Consider the following 20,250-nt stretch of genomic DNA (forward strand, 5'->3'; position numbering starts at 1 on the left):
CGCAATGCGCGCGCATCGACTACCCCAAGCCCGACGGCAAGCTCACGTTCGACAAGTTGAGCTCGGTGTTCATCTCCAACACCAACCACGACGAGAACGAACCCGTCCACCTGACCCTCAAGGATCCGTCCGTGCCGGTGAAGGTGAACCTGGCCAAGTACGGCGGCCCCGAGTCGCGCTACTGCCCGGCCGGCGTGTACGAGTTCGTCAAGGACGACCATGGCGAGGACCGCTTGCAGATCAATGCGCAGAACTGTGTGCACTGCAAGACCTGCGACATCAAGGACCCCACGCAGAACATCGTCTGGGTGGCGCCGCAAGGCGGCGAAGGGCCGGTCTACAGCGGCATGTGACACAACGGGCGCAGTGCGCCCGCCCAGAAGGCGCCCCCCGGGGCGCCTTTTTTTCCGACTGCCTGGAGCGACACCATGAGCGAACGCGTACTTCTGATCGGCTGCGGCGACCTCGGCCTGCGTGCGGCGCAGCGCTTTCTGGCGCGCGGTGACGAGGTCCATGCGCTGCGCCGCCATCCGCCCGCCGGCGATGCCAGCGGCATCCGGTGGCTGCAGGGCGACATCACGCGCCCGGACACGCTGGACGGCCTGCCGCAAGGCGTGACGCGGCTCATCCACCTGCCCTCGCCCGGCGCGCGCGATCCGCAGGCATACCGCGGCGTGTTTGTCGATGGCTTGGCCAACGTGTTGAAGGCGCTGGACACGTCCAGCCTGAAGCGCATCGTGTTCGTGTCCTCCAGCGCGGTGTACGGCGAGCATCACGGCGGCTGGGTGGATGAAGACACGCCGCCCGCGCCGCAGGGTTTCAACGGGAAAGTGCTGCTCGAAGCCGAGTCCGCGCTGGCCGGCCAGCCTGTTTCCTCGACCGCGCTGCGGCTGGCGGGCCTGTATGGGCCGGGCCGCATGCAGCTCATCGAACGGTTGCGCAGCGGCGCGGCGGGCGCGCCCGTGCAGCCCGAGCATTGGGCCAACCGCATCCACATCGACGACGCTGCCGCCGCGGTGGTGCATCTGGCGCTGCTGCCCGAGGTCGCGCCGATGTACATCGGCTGCGACGACACGCCCCTGCCCTTGCATGTCCTGTATGCCGAACTGGCCAGGATGATCGGCGCCCCGGCGCCGCGCGAGGCGGCGGCGCCCGCCAACGTGGGCAGCAAGAAACTCAGCAATGCGCGCCTGCGCGCGACCGGCCTGACGCTGCAATGGCCCGACTCGCGGCAGGGCTACGCCGCGTTGCTGGCCGAGGGCGGAGTGGCGCAGGCATAGTTCGGCGCACGCCGAATCGTAGCCTGCGGGGCTGGCGGATACTGGCGGCCATATCCACCAACGGACATCGCCCGCCCCGCCATGCCGCCCGCCCATCCCCTGCACGCCGTCACGCATCCCGACCCGTATTCCTACTACGCCACGCTGGCGCGCGATCAGCCGCTGTATCGCGACGCGACGCTGGGCATGTGGGTCGCCGCGCATCCCGAGACCATTACCGCCGTCATGCGCCATCCCGCCGCGCGCGTGCGGCCGGCAGACGAGCCCGTGCCGCACGGCCTGTGCCCGGGTCCGGCAGGAGAATTGTTTGGCCGGTTCGTGCGGATGAACGACGGCGCGGCACACGCGCGCTTGAAGACGTTGCTCGTCGCGTTCATCCGGGAGCGAGAGCAGGAAAATGAACACGAAGATCCACATGAGTCGGCGGCCCCGCCGCCGCTTCCGCCCGCGACGTACGACGCTGCCGGCGTCGATCGTTACCTGTACGCCGCGCCGGTGCATGCGCAGTCGGCATTTCTGGGGTTGCCCCCTGCGTTGCATGCGGACTGTGCCGCGGACATCGGCAGCTTCCTGCACGCGTTGCCCGCCAACGCGGGCGCGGACCGCACTGCGGCGGGGCATGCCGCCGCCGCTCGGCTGCTCACCCGGCTGAAGGCGCATCTCGCCGGACCGCATGCCACGCCGGCGCTGCGCCAGTTGATCGAGGAGGCGGCGCAAGACGGCATCGCGCCCGACCTCGTGACCGCCAACCTGGCTGGCCTGCTATTCCAATCCTGTGAAGCCGGCGCCGGGCTGTTGGGCAACGCGCTCATCATGGCCGGACGGCGCCGCGTATCCCAACCGCTGACGAGTGAAGCCGCCCTGGCGTTGATCGACGAAGTCGTGCGCCTCGATCCGCCCTTGCACAACACCCGCCGCTTCATGGCCGAATCCGCCGAGATTGCGGGACAGCGCATCGCCGCCGGCCAGACCGTGCTGCTGGTCCTTGCCGCAGCCGCCCGGATCGAACCGCAAGCGGACTGGACCTTCGGCGCGCAGCGCCATGCCTGCCCGGGCGCGGCCCTCGCGCGACGCCATGCGGCCGGCGCCCTGCTCCACCTGCTGCACGCCGGCGTGGACCCGGCGGCGCTGGCCGCGCGATTCCGCTATCGCCCGCTCCCCAACGCGCGCGTGCCCCAGTTTGATTTTCAAGAGGACAGCAACCCATGATTGCCGTGATATTCGAAGTCGAGCCCGCCCATGGCGACCCCGCCCCCTATCTGGAGATTGCCGCCGGCCTGATCGACGAGCTGCGCACGATCGACGGCTTCATCTCCGTCGAACGTTTCCAAAGCCTGTCCACGCCCGGCAAGCTGCTGTCGCTGTCATTCTGGCGCGACGAGGCGGCGGTGCTGCGCTGGCGCTCGCTGGAATCGCACCGCCGCGCCCAGGAGGCCGGGCGCGGCGGCGTCTTTCAAAACTACCGTCTGCGCGTCGCACAGGTGCTGCGCGACTACGGCATGCAGGAACGAGACCAGGCGCCCGCGGACAGCCGCAAGCATCACGGCTGATCCGCCGGCAATGGGCCGTTTGCGTTCGGCCTGGCGGCTTAACGCAGCAGCCGGCCCACCGCCTCGACCACGCGCCGCACGTCGTCGGCCGACACGTTCAGATGCGTGACCAGGCGCGTCGGACCGCCATAGACGGCGCGCATCAGGATGTCTTCCTTGGCCAACGCCCCCGTCAGCGCATCGCAGCGCGAGGGCTCGAATTCCACGAACACCATGTTGGTGTCCTGGCTCAGCACCTTGACGCCACCAATGGCGCGCAGGCCTTCGGCCAGGAGGCGCGCGTTCTCGTGGTCCTGGGCCAACCGCTCCACGTTGTGCTCCAGCGCGTACAGGCACGCGGCCGCCAGCACGCCGGACTGGCGCAGGCCGCCGCCCAGCATCTTGCGCCAGCGGTGCGCGCGGGCGATCAGCGCTTCGCTGCCGACCAGCACCGACCCGACCGGCGCCCCCAGTCCCTTCGAAAAGCAGATGGACACCGTGTCGAACGGCTGGCAAAGCTCGGCCACGGGCTTGCCGCTGGCGACGGCCGCGTTGAACACGCGCGCGCCGTCCAGGTGCGTGGCAAGCCCCTGCTCGCGCGCCCACGACGTCGCGGCCTGGATGTACGAGGCGGGGAGCAGCTTGCCGTGAAAGGTGTTTTCCAGCGCCAGCAGGCGCGTGCGGGCAAAGTGCGGATCGCCCTTGGGCTTGAGCGCCGCGGCCAGCTTGTCCAGCGGCAGCGAGCCATCGGGCGCATGCTCGATGGGCTGAGGCTGGATGCTGCCCAGCACCGCCGCGCCGCCGCCTTCATATTTGTACGTGTGCGCCAGCTGACCAACGAGGTACTCGTCGCCACGGTCGCAATGCGCCATCATCGCCGCCAGGTTGCTTTGCGTGCCCGAGGGAAAGAACAGGCCTGCGGCCTTGCCGGTGCGCTCGGCCAACGTCTTTTGCAGGCGGATCACGGTGGGATCGTCGCCCATCACGTCATCGCCCAGCGGGGCATTAGCCATCGCCTGCAGCATGGCCGCATCGGGACGGGTGACGGTATCGCTACGCAGATCAATCATGAAAGTTTCCAGGGGATTGGAGAGGACAGGAATTCGGAAAGGTCATTCGGCACGCGCGGCAGGCGCGGCGCGGCTGACCACAAAGATGCCAGCCAGGATCAGCACCATGCCGCCCAACTCGACGGGCGTGGGGCGCTCGGACAGGATGGCCCACGCCAGCAGCATGGCGACCACGGGCACGCCCAGGCTGGACAGACCGGCGATCGACGCGGGGACCCGGCGCACGACCTGCAGCCACAGCAGCCAGCCCGCCGCGGTGGCGATCAGCACAATGTAGGTCATGCCTGTCCAGAGCGGCCAGCCCCATTGGGAAGTCATCTGCGGCACCAGATAGGCGATGGGCACCATGACCAGGCCGCCGAACAGCATCTGCCACGCAGTGAACGTCATCACGTCCGGCGCATGGCGGTCGAACATGCGCTTGGACAGCACCGTGCCCACGCCCCAGCACAGGCCGCTGCCCAGGCCCAGCAACACAGGGCGGATGTCGCCCAGCCCGTTCCAGGGCTCGACGAAACAGATCAGGCCGACGGCGGCCAGCGCGATGCCGGCCGCATGCCGGGCCGTGGGACGCTCGCCCAGCAGCCACCACGCAAACAACACCACCCAGAAAGGCATGGTGTAGGCCATGAGCGACACCTTGCCCACGCCCCCGTCCACCAGCGCGGTCTGCACGAAGCCCTGAAACCCCGCGGTCTGGGTCAGGCCGATCAAGAGGGTCAATTTCCACGGTGGCATCGCCAGCGGCCGGCGCGTGGCGAACGCGAGCGCAAAGAGCACCAGGCTGCCCGTCACGTAGCGCAGCGCCACAAAGTCGAACGGCCCGATGTAGGGCACGATCAGTTTCATCGCGATCCAGCTTCCCGCCCAGACCAGGATGGTGCTGAACATCAGGGCAAGGCCTGCGCGATCGAAACTGCTGCTCACGGGTGCGGCTCCATGCAAAGAGATTTGGCAATCCAGGAATGACGACGCCCGTGCCGCTACATGCCGGCACGGGCGTTGTCATTATGCGCCTGTCGCGCTGCATACGGCCGGTATCATCCGACCGGTTGCATTTACAGCGGCTTGGCGAGCTGCTCCAGGATGGCGGGGTTCTCCAGCGTGGACACGTCCTGCGTCACTTCCTCACCCTTGGCGACCACGCGCAGCAGGCGGCGCATGATCTTGCCCGAACGGGTCTTGGGCAGGTTGTCGCCAAAACGGATGTCCTTGGGCTTGGCGATGGGGCCGATCTCGCGGGCCACCCAGTCGCGCAATTGCTTGGCGATGGCCTGGGCCTCTTCGCCTTCCGGACGCGAGCGCTTGAGCACCACGAAGGCCACGACAGCCTCGCCGGTCGTGTCGTCGGGACGGCCCACGACGGCGGCCTCGGCCACCATTTCGTGCGCCACCAGCGCCGACTCGACTTCCATCGTGCCCAGACGGTGACCCGAGACGTTCAGCACGTCGTCGATACGGCCCATGATCCAGAAGTAGCCGTCGGCATCGCGCTGCGCGCCGTCACCGGCGAGGTAATAGCCACGCAGTTCGGACGGGAAGTAGCTTTTCTTGAAGCGTTCCGGGTCGCCCCAGATGTTGCGGATCATGGCGGGCCACGGACGCTTGATGACCAGGAAGCCGCCATTGCCCTTTTCGACGTCGCCGCCGGTCTCGTCGACGATGGCCGCGGCGATGCCCGGCAGGGGCAGCGTGCACGAGCCCGGCTTGGTGGGCGTGGCGCCCGGCAGCGGCGTGATCATGTGCCCGCCGGTTTCAGTCTGCCACCAGGTATCCACGATGGGGCAGCGCTCGCGGCCGACGTTCTTGTGATACCACATCCAGGCTTCGGGGTTGATGGGCTCGCCCACCGTGCCGATGATGCGCAGCGAGTCCAGGTCGTAGTTCTTGGGATGCGCGTCGGGCGTGGCTTCCGAGGCCTTGATCAGCGAGCGGATCGCGGTCGGCGCGGTGTAGAACGTGGTGACCTTGTGGCGCGCGATCATGTCCCAGAAGCGGCCGGCGTTGGGGAACGTGGGCACGCCTTCGAAGACGATCTGCGTCAGGCCCGCGGCAAGCGGACCGTAGGTGATGTACGTATGGCCCGTGACCCAGCCCACGTCGGCCGTGCACCAGTAGACGTCGTCCTTGCGCGCGTCGAAGGTCCACTTGACGGTCAGCAGCGCCCACAGCAGGTAGCCGGCGGACGAGTGCTGCACGCCTTTGGGCTTGCCGGTGGAACCGGACGTGTACAGGATGAAGAGCGGATGCTCGGCGTTGACCGGAACCGGTTCGCAGGTGTCGGGCTGGCCGGCCTCGACGTCCTGCATCCAGACGTCGCGGCCTTCGTTCCATTGCACCTTGCCGCCCGTGCGGCGGTACACGACGACCTTGGTGACGGCTTCGCAGCCGCCCATGGCGATGGCTTCTTCAACCGCAGGCTTGAGCGGAATGGTCTTGCCGCCGCGCACCTGTTCGTCGGCGGTGATGATGAGCGATGCGCCCACGTCCACGATGCGTTCCTGCAGGCTCTTTGCCGAGAAGCCGCCGAACACCACCGAGTGCGTCACGCCCAGGCGGGCGCAGGCCTGCATGGCGACCACGGCTTCGATGGACATGGGCATGTAGATGATGGCGCGGTCGCCCTTCTTGTAGCCCAGTGCCGCCAGCCCGTTGGCAAAGCGGCAAACGCGAGCCAGCAGCTCGCGATAGGTGACCTTGTCGACCTTGCCGTCGTCGGATTCGAAGATGATGGCGGTCTTGTCGGCGTTGCCGTTGGTCAGATGTACGTCCAGGCAGTTGGCCGAGACGTTCAGTTCGCCATCGCCGAACCAGCGGTAGAACGGGGCATCGGACTCGTCCAGCACCTGCGTGAAGGGCTTGGTCCACTGCAGATTGTCGCGGGCCTGTCCGGCCCAGAATCCGTCGAAGTCGTTCTCGACCTGCGCGCACAGCGCGTTGTAGGCGTCCATGCTGGAAATCGCGGCGCCCTGCGCGGCGCGCTCGGGCGGCGGAAACACGCGGTTTTCCACCAGGACGGACTCAATAGCGTTCGACATGATCTTGTCTCCAATCGGTGATTCTGTTGTTTATGCTGCTTTTTTATTACCCACCTGCAACCGTATCGCCGCGCTCTTACGGGCACCTTACGCAAAATGCGGGCCGGAGCCCGCAGATTGACGAGGCCCAAGGCGATGCGTCTGCGCCGGATCTGGGCAGGAAGACGCCGGGAGGCGCCAACCGGGCAGCATGCACAAGCCAACGACGCGCCGCACCGCGACGCGCCAATAATGCCAAGCAATCAGCATGTGCCGCCGCGTCGAGACACGGCGGCACAAGGCAGTCCATAAGGATAGCAGCCGCGTCCCGCTTGGCGTATACCGCATTCAGGCGGCCTGCCGGGCGAGTCCGCGCTTCATGTCCACCCGCGACAACAGGACCAGTCCGCCAACAAAGAACAGCCCCGTGACGAGGATGGCCAGGCGATGATTGCCTTCCGTAATCCACGTCACCAGCCCGTAGGTCAAGGGGCCGATCACGGCGGCAAGCTGCACGGCAAAGGTCCACAGCGAATAGAACTCGGCCAGCCGGCCCGCCGGCGCCAGCGCGCCGGTCATGGCGCGGCCCGCGCTCTGCGTGGTGCCCATGCACAGGCCGGCCAGCACGGCCGCCACCCAGAACACCGGCGCGGTCACGGCGGCGTAAGCCGTCAGCACCATCACGATCCACCCCACCAGCGTGATGGCCAGCGCCGGCTTGTGGCCGATGCGGTCCTGCACGTAGCCGAACGAAAACGCCCCGGCCGCCGCGCCGATGTTCACGGTGAACACCAGCAGCATGATCTGCGGCGTGGTGAATCCCATGACTTCCGATGCATACACGGCGGCCAGCGTGATCACGACCGAAATGCCGGCCTGGTAGCAGGCAATGCACATCAACAGGCGCCGGAACTCGGGAAAATGCAGGCCCGTTTCGCGCCAGGCGTAGGCCAGGCGCTTGAGCATATGCAGCGCGGGCGGATTGCCCTGCTGCGGCTTGGCGCGCTCGCGCAGCATGAAGAACGACGGCAGCGCGGCCAGCGCAAACACTGATGCCGTCACCACGACGACCCACGGCACGAATTGCTCGGCAGTGTCGCCGCGGGCTTCGGCCAGCGTCACCACGACAAGCGACAACCCCAACGTCAACATGCCGCCGAAATAGCCAAAGCTCCATCCCCAGCCCGAGACGCGGCCCAGCGCCTGCGGCCTGGCCAGTTCAGGCAGGAACGCCGCGACCACGGATTCGCCGACGCAATAGCAGAAGTTGGACACGACGATGGCGGCCAGCGCCAGCCAGACGTCGCCCGGCCCCGCCTGCGTCAGAATCAACGTGCCCGCCACGCAGCCGGCCGTGCTGGTGTAGAGCAGCCGCCGCTTGCTGGCCCGCGCATCGGCGCGGGCGCCCAGCGTGGGCATGGTCAGCATGATGAGGAGGTACGACAGCGACAGCGCGGACGTCCAGGCCAGCGTGGCCCATGTGGCGCGCCCGGCGACGACGCCGACGAAATAGGTGCTGAAGACCGCCGTGAGAATCACGGTGGTGTAGCCGGAGTTCGCGAAGTCGTACATGGCCCAGGCCCAGACTTCGCGCCGTTTCACGCCGGGGTTCAGCGGACCGTTGTCCGCCCCCCGGGTGTCCTGCGCGGAAACGCCTGCCGGCGTTTCCGGCGGCAGCGCCTGGCTCATAGGCCCAGCGCGGCGATGCCTGCTTGCGCGATCTGCACGTCTTCGGTCGACTTGACGCCCGAAACGCCCACCGCGCCCACGACCTGGCCATCAACGACGACCGGCACGCCGCCCTCGAGCATGCCTTCGATCAGCGGCGCCGACAGGAACGAGTAGCGGCCGTTGTTGATCAGTTCTTCGTAGATGCGCGATTCGCGGCGGCCCAGCGCGGCCGTCTTGGCCTTGGCGGGCGCGATGTGCGACGAGATCGGCGCCGCATCGTCCAGGCGCAGCATGCCCAGCAGATGGCCGCCATCGTCGGTCACCGCGATGGTGACGGCCCACTTGTTCTGCAAGGCGTGTGCTTCGGCCGCGGCCAGGATCTTTTTGACGTCGTCGGCGCTCAGCACGGGTTTGGTTTTCATTGCAGTGACTCCTTGATCTGTTCGAGGGCGTTAGGGTCTTCCATGGTGGTCAGGTCGCCGGGATCGCGCGACTCGCATACCGCGACGATCGCGCGGCGCAACACCTTGCCGGAACGGGTCTTGGGCAGGGCGCCCACGAACCGGATCCTGGCCGGCCTTGCCACCGCCCCAAGCTGTTCTTCCACCAGCCGCATGATATCCGCTTCCAGCGCCTTTGCCGCTTCCGGCGTGTCGGCGCCGGCCGGATTCTTCAGCACGGCAAACGCCATGGCGACCTGCCCCTTGAGCGAGTCGGACACGCCCACCACCGCGCATTCCGCGATGCCGTTGTGGCTGTTGACCGATTCCTCGATTTCGCGCGTGCCCAGCCGGTGGCCCGCCACGTTGATCACGTCGTCCGTACGGCCCAGGATGAACCAGTAGCCGTCGGCATCTACCCGCCCCCAGTCGAAGGTCGAATACACCTGCCGGCCAGGAATCGACGTGAAGTAGGTCTCGACGAAGCGCGCGTCGTCGCCCCAGATGGTGGACATGGCGCCGGGCGGCAGCGGCGGCACGATGGCGACGACGCCCTTCTCGTCGGGTCCCAGGTCTTCGCCGGTGGACTCGCTGACGATGCGCGCGTCAAAGCCATACACCGGGAACGACGGGCTGCCGAACCGCGTGGCGACTTTTTCGATGCCCGGCTGCGCCGACAGGATCGGCCAGCCGGATTCCGTCTGCCAGTAGTTGTCGATGATGGGCTTGCCCAGGCCTTCGGAGATCCATTGCGCCGTCGGCTCGTCGAGCGGTTCTCCGGCCAGATACACGGCGCGCAGCGTGGACAGGTCGTGCCGCCTGAGGAGTTCGGGATCCTGGCGCTTGAGCACGCGCACCGCCGTGGGTGCCGAAAACAGCGTGTTCACGCCGTACTGCTCGACCAGCTTCCAGAGAATCGCGCCGTCCGGGCGTACAGGCGTCCCCTCGTACAGGATGGTCGATTGCCCGCCGATGAGCGGTCCATAGACGATGTACGAATGCCCGACCACCCAGCCGATGTCGCTGGTGCAGAAATAGGTGTCGCCGGGCTTGCCATCGAAAAGGTATTCCATGGACGATGCCAGCGCCACGGCGTAACCGCCCGTGTCGCGCTGCACGCCCTTGGGACGCCCGGTAGTGCCGGAGGTGTAGAGGATGTAGCTGGGCTCGGACGATTCCAGCCATTCGACGGGCACCCGCGCGCCGCGGTGGAGCTCGCGCAGCGTGGCGTAGTCGAGGTCGCGCCCCGCCACCGGCTCGAACGGCGCCAGGCCGCGATCGAACACCACCACCGAGGCGGGCGGCGACTTGGCCAGGCTCAAGGCGCGGTCCAGCAGGGGCTTGTACGGCACGACCTTGCCGGCCCGCGAACCGCCGTCCGTGCACACCACCACCTTGGGCGCGGCATCGTCGATTCGCTGCGCGAGGTTCACGGACGCAAACCCGCCGAACACCACCGAATGCACCGCCCCGATGCGCGCGCAGGCAAGCATGGTGAACACGGCTTCCGGCACCATCGGCATGTAAAGCAGCACCCGGTCCCCGCGTCCCACCCCCAGCTCGCGCAGCATGGCGGCGGCCGCGTTCACTTCCTCGTAGACGTCCTGCCGCGTGTAGACCTGCTCACGGTCCACCTCGGTGGACACCCAGATCAGCGCCGGCTTGTCGGCCTGCGTGGGCAGCCAGCGGTCCACCGCGTTGTAGCAAAGATTGGTGCGCCCGCCCACGAACCACTTGGCGAAGGGCGGACGCGAGAAGTCCAGCACATTGTCAAAAGGCGTTTCCCAGTGGATGCGCGAGGCCTCTTCACGCCAGAACGCGTCGCGGTCGTTCACCGAGCGATAGTGGAAATCCCGGGTTCTTTGCATGCTTGTCTCCTGGTATTGTTCATAGGCCTTACGGCTGATTGATTTTTTGTCTAATCATTTCGGTCATTCTGGTAGGCAAACCTTGCACGAGGCTTGCCGCACGTCAAAAAATTCTTCCAGATGTCCACGCTGCATGGATATTTAGGGCCGATACGTAACGAAGCGGCACTAAAAGTTTGGTAGAATCCCCGCGAAGTTGCACATAATTGTTGAATTTGCTGACATCTCGGCCCCAACCGCGGCTAATGCGCGGTTTTTGCTGTGTTCAGTGATTCTTCCCCAGGCGAATGCATCGACACTCCATACCCGCGCGATTCAATTCAACCTCTGGCCTTGCAAAGCGCGGTCTGCGCATGCTCGCGTTGGTTGCTTGCTTTGCGGGTCTGGCGGGTTGTGCAGGTACTGGCCAAAAGTCAACCGCCCATACGTCCGAGATCGATCCCTACGAGATGGAATGGGTTGCCACCGCCGATGACCCCATCGGCATGCTGGTGGTCCAGAAATTCAAGCGTGAACGCCAGCGGACCCATTCGGGTGTCGGCACCGACAACGCCATGGTCAGCGAAGCCCTGAATCACCTGGGCATCCGCTACCGCTTCGGCGGCAGTTCCCCCGATACCGGCTTTGACTGCAGCGGCCTCGTTGCTTATTCGGCCGAACGTGGCCTGGGCCTCAAACTCCCCCGCAACGCCGCCGAAATCGCGCAGCAAGGCGTGGCCGTCGCCAAGAACGAACTGCAGGCCGGCGACCTCGTCTTCTTCAACACCATGGGCCGCCGCTATTCGCACGTCGGCATCTATCTGGGCGACGACCGCTTCGTGCATTCTCCCAGCGCCGGCGGCGTGGTGCGTGTCGAAAAGATGACCATGGCCTACTGGTCCAAGCGCTACAACGGCGCCCGCCGCCTCGACAACACCCTGATGGCATCGGCCCGCGCAGCAAACTGACCGCCCCGCCCTGCCTGTTCACAAGGCAACATATTCGCACGCAGGCCCACGCGCCGCCATTGTCCAAAAATGCAAAACGCCGCCAGACTTTTGTCCGGCGGCGTTTTTGTTTGTTCTCTTCGCGGTGTTCAGACCGCAGGCCGTATCGGCCTCCCCAGTTTGTCGTGGATGCGCGGCAAGACGCGTCCCATCAATGAACGGTACCGGCGCGCGGGCACAGGCCGCACTGCTGCAGGGCCTGCTGCATGCTGCACACGGAACGGCGACAAGCGACGACCCGGATGCCACCGCGCTGTGCGGCGTTGCGGAACGTCTTCATGACGTTATGGCCAAGGAAATCGGTAAGCAGGATGACCAGCTGCGTGCCAGACGGCAGTTGCAGGGTCTTCTTCTGATGCGAGGGATCGCGCCCGCTGATGTGGTGCGTGATCGAGATGTTGTGTCCCTTGAGCAGATCGGGAATATTGCCGAGGCGATCGGCGCCCACTACTACTGCACTAAGTCCTGCCGTCATGATTTACCTCACTGGGTCGTTGAGCCTGGATGTAATGATAATGATTCCTATTTTTTCGTCAACTCAAATGAGATCGGTTCTTATTTAATTATTTTTATGAGCTTATGGAAAGGGATAGCCGTCTCACGCTTTCCACAGGGTCATCGGGCAAAAAAAACGCGACGTCGTGAGGACGTCGCGTGTTGTCGAGGCAGGAGCCGGGAGCCGGCAGAGAGGCTATTTCGGCGACCCCTGCACCGCATCGGTGACCACCGCCCGGGTCAGCGACGGCGCCAGCATTTCCAGGAAGGTGTAGACGTAGTCGCGCAGGAACACGCCCGCCTTCACCCCCACGCGGGTGGTATGCGTGCCGAACAGGTGTCCCACCGGCAGGCCGACCAGATTGGAGTCACGGCGCGGGTCATAGGCGACGCCCGCGATGATGCCGATGCCCAGGCCCACGTCCACATATGTCTTGATCACGTCGGCGTCGATGGCCTCGAGCACGATGTCGGGATGGATGCCCTGGTTGGCGAAGATCTCGTCGATCGTGCTGCGGCCGGTAAAGGCGCGGTCGTAGGTCACGATGGGGTATTCGGCCAGTTGCGCCAGCGACAGGCGCTTGGCGGCGCTGGAGGTCAGTTCGGCCAGCGGATGATCGGGCCGCACCACCACGGTGTGTTCCCACGCATAGACCGGCAAGGTGGCAAGGCCCGGCGTCAGCGCCAGCGATTCGGTGGCCAGCGCCAGATCCGCCTGTTCATGCAGGACCATTTCGGCCAACTGCGCGGGGCTGCCCTCGGCCAGCGACAGGTGGACCTTGGGGAATTGCTTGCGGAAGGCAGGAATCACGCGGGGCAGCAGATAGCGCGCCTGTGTGTGCGTGCAGGCAATGACCAGGCCGCCTTCATCGCGGCGCGCGAATTCATCGCTGACTTTCTTCAGGTTGTCGACTTCACGCATGATGCGGTCGATCACCTGAGAAACAGCCAGTCCGGGCTTGGTCAGCCCCTTGATGCGCTTGCCGTGGCGTTCGAAGATCTTGATGCCCAGCTCGTCCTCGAACTCGATGATGGCCTTGGACACGCCGGGTTGCGACGTGTAGAGCATCCGGGCGGCTTCGGTCAGGTTGAAGTCGCGCCGGATGGTTTCACGCACGAAACGAAATTGCTGGAGGTTCATTAATTGGCCCCTGATAGACGGGCCAATTATAAGTAATAAGAACGCCTTGCTATATGAATTATTTGTATAAGCTTAGGAGCAAGGCGTCCCCTCTTTTAGCGCATCGAGATCGTGGTGTTGACGGTCTTGGCGTGCGCCGACCAGCGTGCGGTGACGGTCTTGGTCTGCGTCCAGAACTGCACCGCCTGCTTGCCGTTGGGGCCCAGGTCGCCCAGCTTGGAACCACGGGAGCCCGTGAAGCTGAACCACGCCACCGGCACCGGAATCGGCACGTTGATGCCGACCTGGCCCACGTCGATGTTGTTCTGGAAGTAGCGTGCCGCGCCCCCGTCCTGCGTGAACAGCGCGACGCCGTTCCCGTTGGGGTTGCGGTTGATGAACGCCACCGCGTCTTCCAGCGTCTCGACGCCGACGCAGCACAGGACCGGCCCGAAGATCTCCTCGGTGTAGATGGTCATGTTCTCGGCGACCCCGTCAAACACGGTCGGACCGACGAAGTTGCCTTCCTCGAATCCGGCCACCTTGAAGTTGCGGCCGTCGAGCAGCAGCTTGGCGCCTTCGTCCACACCCTTCTGGATCAGGCTTTCCACGCGCTTCTTCGCATTGGGCGACACCAGCGGGCCAAGATCGGCTTGGCGATCCGTGCCGGCGTTGACCTTGAGCTTCTTGGCGCGCTCGACGAAATCGGGCAGCCAGTTGCGGGCCTCGCCCACCAGCACGGCGACAGACGACGCCATGCAGCGCTGGCCGGCCGCCCCGAAGGCGGCGCCCAGCAGCTGGTTCAGCGCGACTTCCGGATCGGCGTCCGGCAGGACCACGCAGTGGTTCTTGGCGCCCATCATCGACTGGCAGCGCTTGCCGGCGACCGACGCGCGGTTGTAGATCTCGGTGCCCACGCGGGTCGAGCCGATGAACGACACCGCCTTGATGTCCGGGTGCTCGCACAGGCCGTTGGCCGTCTCGGGACCGCCGTGCACCACGTTCAGCACGCCCGGCGGCAGGCCGGCTTCCAGCGCCAGTTCCGCCAGGAACAGCGACGAGGTCGGATCCTGCTCGGAGGGCTTGAGCACGAACGTGTTGCCGCAAGCCACGGCGATGGGGAACATGAAGCACGGCAGCATCACCGGGAAGTTGAACGCGGTGATGCCCGCGCACACGCCCAGCGGCTGGATCAGGGTGTAGACGTCGATGCCGGACGCGGCGTTTTCCGCGTATTCGCCCAGCTGCAGGTTGGCGATCGAGCAGGCGTGCTCGACCACTTCCAGGCCGCGGCCGACTTCACCTTCGGCGTCCGGCAGCGTCTTGCCGTGTTCGCGGGTGATCATCTCGGCCAGCTTGCCGGTATTGGCGCGCAGCAGCTCCTGGAACTTGAGCATGACGCGCATGCGTGCGCCCTGCCCGGCGTTGCGCCAGGTCTTGAAAGCCTCCTTGGCGTTGGAGACGGCCAGGTCCAGTTCTTCGCGCGTGGCGAAGGGCACCTTGGCGACGACCTCCTGGGTGGCGGGGTTGATCACGTCTCGCCATTCGGTGGATTTGGACTGCACAAGCTTGCCGCCGATCAGTAGCGGAACGCGCGGGACTTCACTCATTTTGATGCTCCTCACACTGCGTAGTCGATGCGGATGGTCGTCCGCGTTCTTGGATCGAGCCGCGCCCGCGGGACAAGCGCCCGCGGGCCTCGGGTTATTTCTTCACCAGCGGGCAGGTTGAATCGGCCAGGGGCTGGAAGGCTTCGGCCGCCGGAATGGTGGCCACCAGCTTCGAATAGTCCCAGCCGCCCTTGGAGTCCGCGGGCTTCTTGACTTCGTACAGGTACATATCGTGGATCACGCGGCCGTCCGGGCGGATCGAGGCGTTGCGCATGATCGGATCCTTGATGGGGATCTCACGCATCTTGTCGGCCACGACCTTGCCATCGGTGCTGTTGGCGGCGGCCACGGCGCGCAGGTAATGCAACACGCTGGAATACACGCCCGCCTGCGTCATGGTGGGCTTCAGGCCGCGGAAGGCCTTTTCGAAACGCCCGGACCATTCGCGCGAGGCATCGTCATAGTCCCAATAGAAACCGTCGACGTAGGACAAGCCCTGCGCGTTCTCCAGGCCAAGCGCACGCAGGTCGGACAGGAAGATCAGCAGCGAAACCAGCCGCTGGCCGCCCGCCACGATGCCGAACTCACGTGCCTGCTTGACGGCGTTGACGGTGTCCTGGCCGCCGTTGGCCAGCGCCACCACCTGCGCCTTGGAACTTTGCGCCTGCAGCAGATAGGACGCGAAGTCGGGCGCGTTCAGCGGATGCCGCACGCTGCCGGCCACCGTGCCGCCCAGCGCCTTGACCGCCTTGGCCGTGTCGGCTTCCAGCGAGTGGCCGAACGCGTAGTCGACGGTGATGAAGAACCACGACTTGCCGCCCTCGCGCACGGTCGCCTTGGCGCCGCCCGCGGATTGCGAGTAGGTGTCGAACATCCAGTGAAAGCCGACCGGCGAGCATTCCTTGTTGGTCAGCGCCGTGGTGGCCGGACCGGAGAACATCACCACCTTGTTCTTTTCGCGGGCGATGCCCTGCACGGCCAGCGCGACGGCGGAATTGGTGAGGTCGGCGATGGCGGTGACGCCGTCGCGGTCAAACCATTCGCGGGCGCGCGCGGCGCCGACGTCCGCCTTGTTCTGGTTGTCCGCGGACACCAGATCGATCTTCATGCCCTTGCACTCCGCCGCAAGGCAGTCGTCGATGGCCAACTGCGCCGCGGCGACCGAACCTGCGCCCCCCATGCCGGCATAGGTGCCGGACATATCCGTCAGAATGCCGATCTTCACTGGCGGCTTATCCGCCGCATGGGCCTGCCCAAGCAAACCGGCGCCCAGACACAAGCCTGCGGCGAGTCCGCGTGCGTGCACTTTCATGGATTTGTCTCCTGAGTTTTTATGCGCTGAGTAGTAGCGTTGTGGCGCCGTCTTCGCGGCCTGCGGTCCCAGGGCATAGCCCAAGGCCAGCCGATCCAGTGTAGATGTGTGAAAATCAACAAGCAACACCAGAAATGCACATTCCTTGTGCATTCATGCACACACAATAAAAGCCGCCTGGCAGCGTGCTGCCGGGGCCTAGGAGCGATGGATCTTGCTTGATTGGGACAGCCTGCGGTATTTCCTGGAAGTGGCGCGCACGCAGCGCGTCAGCGCGGCGGCGCGCAAGCTGGGCGTGGAGCACACCACCGTATCGCGCCGCATCCGGGCGCTGGAAACGGAACTGGACACCCTGCTCTTTGAAAAATCCCGCAGCGCGGGCTTCGTGCTGACCGACGACGGCCAGCGCCTTTTCGTCCACGCCGAACAGATGGAAAGCGTCGTGCACACCGCGCGCGAAAACCTGTCCGGCATCGGGCAGGCGCTATCGGGTCATTTGCGCATCGGCGCCACCGAGGGTTTCGGCAGTTATGTGTTGACCCCGCTTGCCGCGGACTTCCAGCGGCGATATCCGCACATCACGCTCGACATCCTGCCCGTGCCGCGCTTTGTCAGCCTGTCCAAGCGCGAGGCCGATCTGGCCATCACCATCGAGCGCCCGCAGCGCGGGCCGTATGTATGCAGCAAGCTGTGCGACTACACGCTGCGGCTGTACGGCACGCCGGGCTATCTCGCCAACCACGCGCCCATCACCCGGCGCGAGGACCTCGCGGATCACACGTTCATCGGCTATGTGGACGAGCTGCTGTTCAGCGAGCGCCTGCGCTATCTGGAAGACGTGCTGCCGGCGAGCAAGGTGGTGTTGCGCAGCACGAGCGTCGTGGCCCAGTACCACGCGGCGCTGCAGGGCCAGTCGCTTGCCATCCTGCCGTGCTTCATCGCAGCCCAGGATCCGCGGCTGAAACCCGTGCTGCAGGACGAGATCGCCATCACGCGCTCGTTCTGGATGTACTGCCACGAAGACCTGCGCAAGCTCAAGCGCGTGACGGTGTTGTGGGAATTCATCCGGAAGTCGGTATTGAAAAACGCCGACCTGTTGGCAGGCCGGCGTGGAACGATGAAGTATCTGCCCTGAGCACGCCGGCCGGCGGCGCCCGCTGCGCTAGGCGTTGTTCTTTGGCGCCTTCACACGCAAGCGGCGCATCAGCAGGAAGGCCGTCAGCAGCGCGACAGCGCCGTGGATCAGCCACACGCCCACGCCAAAGCTGAGCTTGCCGTTGGAGATCCAGGCGCGCGACAGGTTGATCATATTCATATAGAGCAGACCGACCAGACCGGCGATGAGCAGGTCGCCCGAGCGCCCCAGCCGCGGATTCACCGCGCCCAGCGGAATGGCCAGCAGCGCGAGATTCAGCGCCGCGAGCGGCAGCGAGATCCGCCACATGACCTGCGACCAGCTGCTGTTGGTGTTGTCTTCAACCAGTTGCGGTGTGCTGCGCGCCTTGGAGGAACGCTCCGCCGCCGCGCGGGCCTCGGCCATCGGATCGCCGCCCGACTTGCTTTCAAGACGCAGGCCGTATTTTTCGAAGTGCACGAGCCGCAGTTCGGGCGTGCCCGGCTTCAGGTCGTAGCGGTGTCCCTCGCCCAGCACCAGGAAGCGGTCGCCGTTGGGCAGCGTTTCGCTGTGCGCGCTGCTTGCGGTCAGCACGCTGAGCCATTCAGGACCGATCTCGCGCGCGAACACGTTGCCGAGTTCGTCGGCGGGATTGACCGGGTCTTCGGCAAAGAACACGCGGCTGCCGCCGGACGACTCGGCGAACTGGCCTGCCGTGACCTTGGACAGGTCGGAGCGCTGCTCGAAGCGTTCGTGGTATTCGCCGATCTGGCGGTAGGCCCAGGGCGACGCCACCAGCGTCAGGCCCGCCACGGCAATCGCGACGGGGACCGCCACGCGCAGCACGGGCTTGAGCCAGTCAGCCAGCGACAGGCCGCTGGCGAACCACACCACCATTTCGGATTCGCGATAGTTGCGCGTGACCGTGGTCAGCACGGCGATGAAGATCGAGACCGCCAGAATGGTCGGCAGCGCGGTGATGGTCGAGAGCGCGGCAAGCACCACCACCACGTCCGCTCCGATGTTGCCCCCCGCGGCCTCGCCGAGCAGGCGCACGAGAAGCACGCTGAGCCACACAACGAGCAACGTGGAAAAGACAACGCCAGCGTGACTGGTGATCTCGCTGACGACAGAGCGTTTGAATAGAGACATGGGAGAATATGCGGGATAATCGACCGCATCATACACAGACGCACACGGGAAACCCTCATGGAATTTAGCACACAGACCACTGCTTCCCTGCACCAGGTCAAAACCGCGGCCCTCGCCGTCGGCGTGTTCGCGGACGGCGTGTTGAGCCCCGCCGCCGACATCATCGACCGCGCTTCCAACGGCGCCGTGCGTGCGGTGGTCAAAACCGAATTCCGCGGCCGAGCCGGCGCGACGCTGACCTTGCGCACGCTGCCGGGCGTCGCCGCGCAGCGCGTGGTCCTGGTCGGTCTGGGCAAGCAGGAAGAATACTCGGCCCGCACCCATGCGTCGGCCGAGCAGGCATTCGCCGCTTCCTGCGTCGCCGCCCAGCTTGCCGAAGGCGTGTCCACGCTGCTCGCCAACCCCATCGCCGACATCGACCTCATTGCTCGCGCCCGCAGCGCCGCGATCGCGGCCGGCAGCGCGGTCTACCACTACGACGCCAGCTTCGGCAAACCGGACCGCGACGCGCGCCCCAAGCTCAAGAAGATCGTGCAGGTCGTCGAACGCGCCGATGCCGCACAGGCCCAGAAAGGCCTGCGCGAAGGCAGCGCCATCGCCAACGGCATGGAACTGACCCGCACGCTGGGCAACCTGCCGGGCAACATCTGCACGCCCACATACTTGGGCGACACCGCCAAGCGCCTGGCCCGCGAATTCAAGTCGCTCAAGGTCGAGGTCATGGACCGCAAGCAGGTCGAAGCGCTGGGCATGGGCTCTTTCCTGTCGGTTGCGCGCGGCTCCGAGGAAGCGCTGCGCTTCATCGTGCTGCGTCACGCCGGCGCCAAGACCGCCAAGAAGGGCGCCAAGGCCGCGCAAGGCCCGATCGTGCTGGTCGGCAAGGGCATCACGTTCGACGCGGGCGGCATCTCGCTCAAGCCCGCGGCCACCATGGACGAGATGAAGTACGACATGTGCGGCGCCGCCAGCGTGCTCGGCTCGTTCCGCGCCCTGGCCGAACTCGAACTGCCGCTGGACGTCGTCGGCCTCATCCCCGCTTGCGAGAACCTGCCCAGCGGCAAGGCCAACAAGCCGGGCGACGTGGTCACCAGCATGGCCGGCCTGACCATCGAAATCCTGAACACCGACGCCGAAGGCCGCCTGGTCCTGTGCGATGCCCTGACCTACGCCGAACGCTTCAAGCCGTCGGCCGTGATCGACATCGCCACGCTGACCGGCGCCTGCGTCGTGGCGCTCGGCAACGTCAACACCGGCCTGTTCTCCAAGGACGACGCTCTGGCCGACGCGCTGGCCTCGGCCGGCCGCCGCTCGCTGGACACCGCATGGCGCATGCCCATGGACGACGCCTACCAGGAACAGCTGAAGTCCAACTTCGCCGACCTCGCCAACATCGGCGGCCCTCCGGCCGGCGCGGTCACGGCGGCCTGCTTCCTGTCCCGTTTCGCCAAGGCCTACCCCTGGGCGCACCTGGATATCGCCGGCACGGCCTGGCGCGGCGGCAAGGACAAGGGCGCGACCGGCCGCCCGGTGCCGCTCCTGATGCAATACCTGCTGGACCAGGCTTGAACCGCCTGACGCCGACTGCC

Annotated in this window: 18 protein-coding genes; 7 read left to right on the forward strand and 11 right to left on the reverse strand. The window is 65.9% G+C overall.

Annotated elements, in window-relative coordinates:
- The 4 genes from RT697_RS15960 to RT697_RS15975 all read left to right on the forward strand — a co-directional run.
- On the forward strand, positions 1-353 hold a 353-nt coding region (locus RT697_RS15960; protein WP_313700122.1), incomplete at its 5' end, for a 4Fe-4S dicluster domain-containing protein.
- 75 nt (positions 354-428) lie between these two features.
- Positions 429-1,280, forward strand: a complete 852-nt coding sequence (locus RT697_RS15965; protein WP_313700124.1) for an NAD-dependent epimerase/dehydratase family protein — start codon at positions 429-431, stop codon at positions 1,278-1,280.
- An 81-nt stretch (positions 1,281-1,361) separates the two neighbouring features.
- Positions 1,362-2,489, forward strand: a complete 1,128-nt coding sequence (locus RT697_RS15970; RefSeq protein WP_313700125.1) for a cytochrome — start codon at positions 1,362-1,364, stop codon at positions 2,487-2,489.
- Positions 2,486-2,830 carry an antibiotic biosynthesis monooxygenase gene (locus RT697_RS15975; protein WP_313700126.1) on the forward strand — a complete coding sequence of 115 codons (345 nt, stop codon included), beginning with the start codon at positions 2,486-2,488 and terminating at the stop codon, positions 2,828-2,830. Before RT697_RS15970 ends, RT697_RS15975 begins: the two co-directional genes overlap by 4 nt.
- Before the next feature lie 38 nt (positions 2,831-2,868).
- On the opposite strand, the gene ltaE is transcribed toward RT697_RS15975, so the two are convergent.
- The 6 genes from ltaE to RT697_RS16005 all read right to left on the reverse strand — a co-directional run bounded on the left by ltaE (position 2,869) and on the right by RT697_RS16005 (position 10,914).
- Positions 2,869-3,879, reverse strand: a complete 1,011-nt coding sequence (gene ltaE, locus RT697_RS15980) for a low-specificity L-threonine aldolase (RefSeq protein WP_313700128.1) — start codon at positions 3,877-3,879, stop codon at positions 2,869-2,871.
- Between the two features lie 42 nt (positions 3,880-3,921).
- On the reverse strand, positions 3,922-4,770 hold the full coding sequence (locus RT697_RS15985) for a DMT family transporter (protein WP_313700183.1): 849 nt from the start codon (positions 4,768-4,770) through the stop codon (positions 3,922-3,924).
- A gap of 167 nt (positions 4,771-4,937) precedes the next feature.
- The gene (gene acs / locus RT697_RS15990) at positions 4,938-6,917 is read right to left on the reverse strand and encodes an acetate--CoA ligase (RefSeq protein WP_313700129.1); all 1,980 of its coding nucleotides are present in this window, start codon (positions 6,915-6,917) and stop codon (positions 4,938-4,940) included.
- A 327-nt stretch (positions 6,918-7,244) separates the two neighbouring features.
- Positions 7,245-8,585: an MFS transporter gene (locus RT697_RS15995; protein ID WP_313700131.1), complete on the reverse strand. Its 1,341-nt coding sequence runs from the start codon at positions 8,583-8,585 to the stop codon at positions 7,245-7,247.
- Positions 8,582-8,989 (reverse strand): heme-binding protein, encoded by a 408-nt coding sequence (locus tag RT697_RS16000; protein WP_056567970.1) that lies wholly within the window; start codon positions 8,987-8,989, stop codon positions 8,582-8,584. Before RT697_RS16000 ends, RT697_RS15995 begins: the two co-directional genes overlap by 4 nt.
- Positions 8,986-10,914, reverse strand: a complete 1,929-nt coding sequence (locus tag RT697_RS16005; RefSeq protein WP_313700185.1) for a propionate--CoA ligase — start codon at positions 10,912-10,914, stop codon at positions 8,986-8,988. Before RT697_RS16005 ends, RT697_RS16000 begins: the two co-directional genes overlap by 4 nt.
- Before the next feature lie 248 nt (positions 10,915-11,162).
- On the opposite strand from RT697_RS16005, the gene RT697_RS16010 reads away from it, so the two are divergent.
- Entirely contained in the window at positions 11,163-11,822 is a 660-nt protein-coding gene (locus tag RT697_RS16010; RefSeq protein WP_312430308.1) for a C40 family peptidase, read from the forward strand.
- Positions 11,823-12,012: 190 nt separating this feature from the next.
- Here the strand turns inward: RT697_RS16010 and RT697_RS16015 are convergent, their stop codons facing one another.
- From RT697_RS16015 to RT697_RS16030, 4 genes are all read right to left on the reverse strand, one after another.
- The gene (locus tag RT697_RS16015; protein ID WP_035212827.1) at positions 12,013-12,336 is read right to left on the reverse strand and encodes a DUF2325 domain-containing protein; all 324 of its coding nucleotides are present in this window, start codon (positions 12,334-12,336) and stop codon (positions 12,013-12,015) included.
- 216 nt (positions 12,337-12,552) lie between these two features.
- A complete protein-coding gene (locus tag RT697_RS16020; protein WP_313700134.1) occupies positions 12,553-13,497 on the reverse strand; it encodes a CysB family HTH-type transcriptional regulator in 945 nt (314 codons plus the stop codon).
- A 95-nt stretch (positions 13,498-13,592) separates the two neighbouring features.
- Positions 13,593-15,086, reverse strand: a complete 1,494-nt coding sequence (locus RT697_RS16025) for a CoA-acylating methylmalonate-semialdehyde dehydrogenase (protein WP_313700136.1) — start codon at positions 15,084-15,086, stop codon at positions 13,593-13,595.
- 94 nt (positions 15,087-15,180) lie between these two features.
- Positions 15,181-16,398, reverse strand: coding sequence for an ABC transporter substrate-binding protein (locus RT697_RS16030; RefSeq protein ID WP_313700139.1), 1,218 nt, complete (start codon positions 16,396-16,398; stop codon positions 15,181-15,183).
- A 214-nt stretch (positions 16,399-16,612) separates the two neighbouring features.
- On the opposite strand from RT697_RS16030, the gene RT697_RS16035 reads away from it, so the two are divergent.
- Entirely contained in the window at positions 16,613-17,533 is a 921-nt protein-coding gene (locus RT697_RS16035) for a LysR family transcriptional regulator (RefSeq protein WP_175122934.1), read from the forward strand.
- Positions 17,534-17,560: 27 nt separating this feature from the next.
- Here RT697_RS16035 and lptF read toward each other — a convergent pair whose 3' ends face one another.
- Entirely contained in the window at positions 17,561-18,664 is a 1,104-nt protein-coding gene (gene lptF / locus RT697_RS16040) for an LPS export ABC transporter permease LptF (protein ID WP_313700141.1), read from the reverse strand.
- Between the two features lie 57 nt (positions 18,665-18,721).
- Here lptF and RT697_RS16045 point away from each other — a divergent pair, with 57 nt between their 5' ends.
- Positions 18,722-20,230 carry a leucyl aminopeptidase gene (locus tag RT697_RS16045; RefSeq protein ID WP_313700143.1) on the forward strand — a complete coding sequence of 503 codons (1,509 nt, stop codon included), beginning with the start codon at positions 18,722-18,724 and terminating at the stop codon, positions 20,228-20,230.
- Positions 20,231-20,250: the final 20 nt, after the last annotated feature.

This window comes from Achromobacter sp. (genome assembly GCF_032113835.1).
Lineage (GTDB): Bacteria > Pseudomonadota > Gammaproteobacteria > Burkholderiales > Burkholderiaceae_B > Achromobacter.

What these genes read in the sequence shown, in the direction of transcription:
- RT697_RS16010 (WP_312430308.1), top strand. Translation starts at nt 11,163, where the DNA reads ATGCATCGACACTCCATACCCGCGCGATTCAATTCAACCTCTGGCCTT.
- RT697_RS16030 (WP_313700139.1), bottom strand. Translation starts at nt 16,398, where the DNA reads ATGAAAGTGCACGCACGCGGACTCGCCGCAGGCTTGTGTCTGGGCGCC.
- RT697_RS16045 (WP_313700143.1), top strand. Translation starts at nt 18,722, where the DNA reads ATGGAATTTAGCACACAGACCACTGCTTCCCTGCACCAGGTCAAAACC.
- lptF (WP_313700141.1), bottom strand. Translation starts at nt 18,664, where the DNA reads ATGTCTCTATTCAAACGCTCTGTCGTCAGCGAGATCACCAGTCACGCT.
- RT697_RS15975 (WP_313700126.1), top strand. Translation starts at nt 2,486, where the DNA reads ATGATTGCCGTGATATTCGAAGTCGAGCCCGCCCATGGCGACCCCGCC.
- RT697_RS16015 (WP_035212827.1), bottom strand. Translation starts at nt 12,336, where the DNA reads ATGACGGCAGGACTTAGTGCAGTAGTAGTGGGCGCCGATCGCCTCGGC.
- RT697_RS16000 (WP_056567970.1), bottom strand. Translation starts at nt 8,989, where the DNA reads ATGAAAACCAAACCCGTGCTGAGCGCCGACGACGTCAAAAAGATCCTG.
- RT697_RS15970 (WP_313700125.1), top strand. Translation starts at nt 1,362, where the DNA reads ATGCCGCCCGCCCATCCCCTGCACGCCGTCACGCATCCCGACCCGTAT.
- acs (WP_313700129.1), bottom strand. Translation starts at nt 6,917, where the DNA reads ATGTCGAACGCTATTGAGTCCGTCCTGGTGGAAAACCGCGTGTTTCCG.
- ltaE (WP_313700128.1), bottom strand. Translation starts at nt 3,879, where the DNA reads ATGATTGATCTGCGTAGCGATACCGTCACCCGTCCCGATGCGGCCATG.
- RT697_RS16020 (WP_313700134.1), bottom strand. Translation starts at nt 13,497, where the DNA reads ATGAACCTCCAGCAATTTCGTTTCGTGCGTGAAACCATCCGGCGCGAC.
- RT697_RS15965 (WP_313700124.1), top strand. Translation starts at nt 429, where the DNA reads ATGAGCGAACGCGTACTTCTGATCGGCTGCGGCGACCTCGGCCTGCGT.
- RT697_RS15995 (WP_313700131.1), bottom strand. Translation starts at nt 8,585, where the DNA reads ATGAGCCAGGCGCTGCCGCCGGAAACGCCGGCAGGCGTTTCCGCGCAG.
- RT697_RS15985 (WP_313700183.1), bottom strand. Translation starts at nt 4,770, where the DNA reads ATGTTCAGCACCATCCTGGTCTGGGCGGGAAGCTGGATCGCGATGAAA.
- RT697_RS16025 (WP_313700136.1), bottom strand. Translation starts at nt 15,086, where the DNA reads ATGAGTGAAGTCCCGCGCGTTCCGCTACTGATCGGCGGCAAGCTTGTG.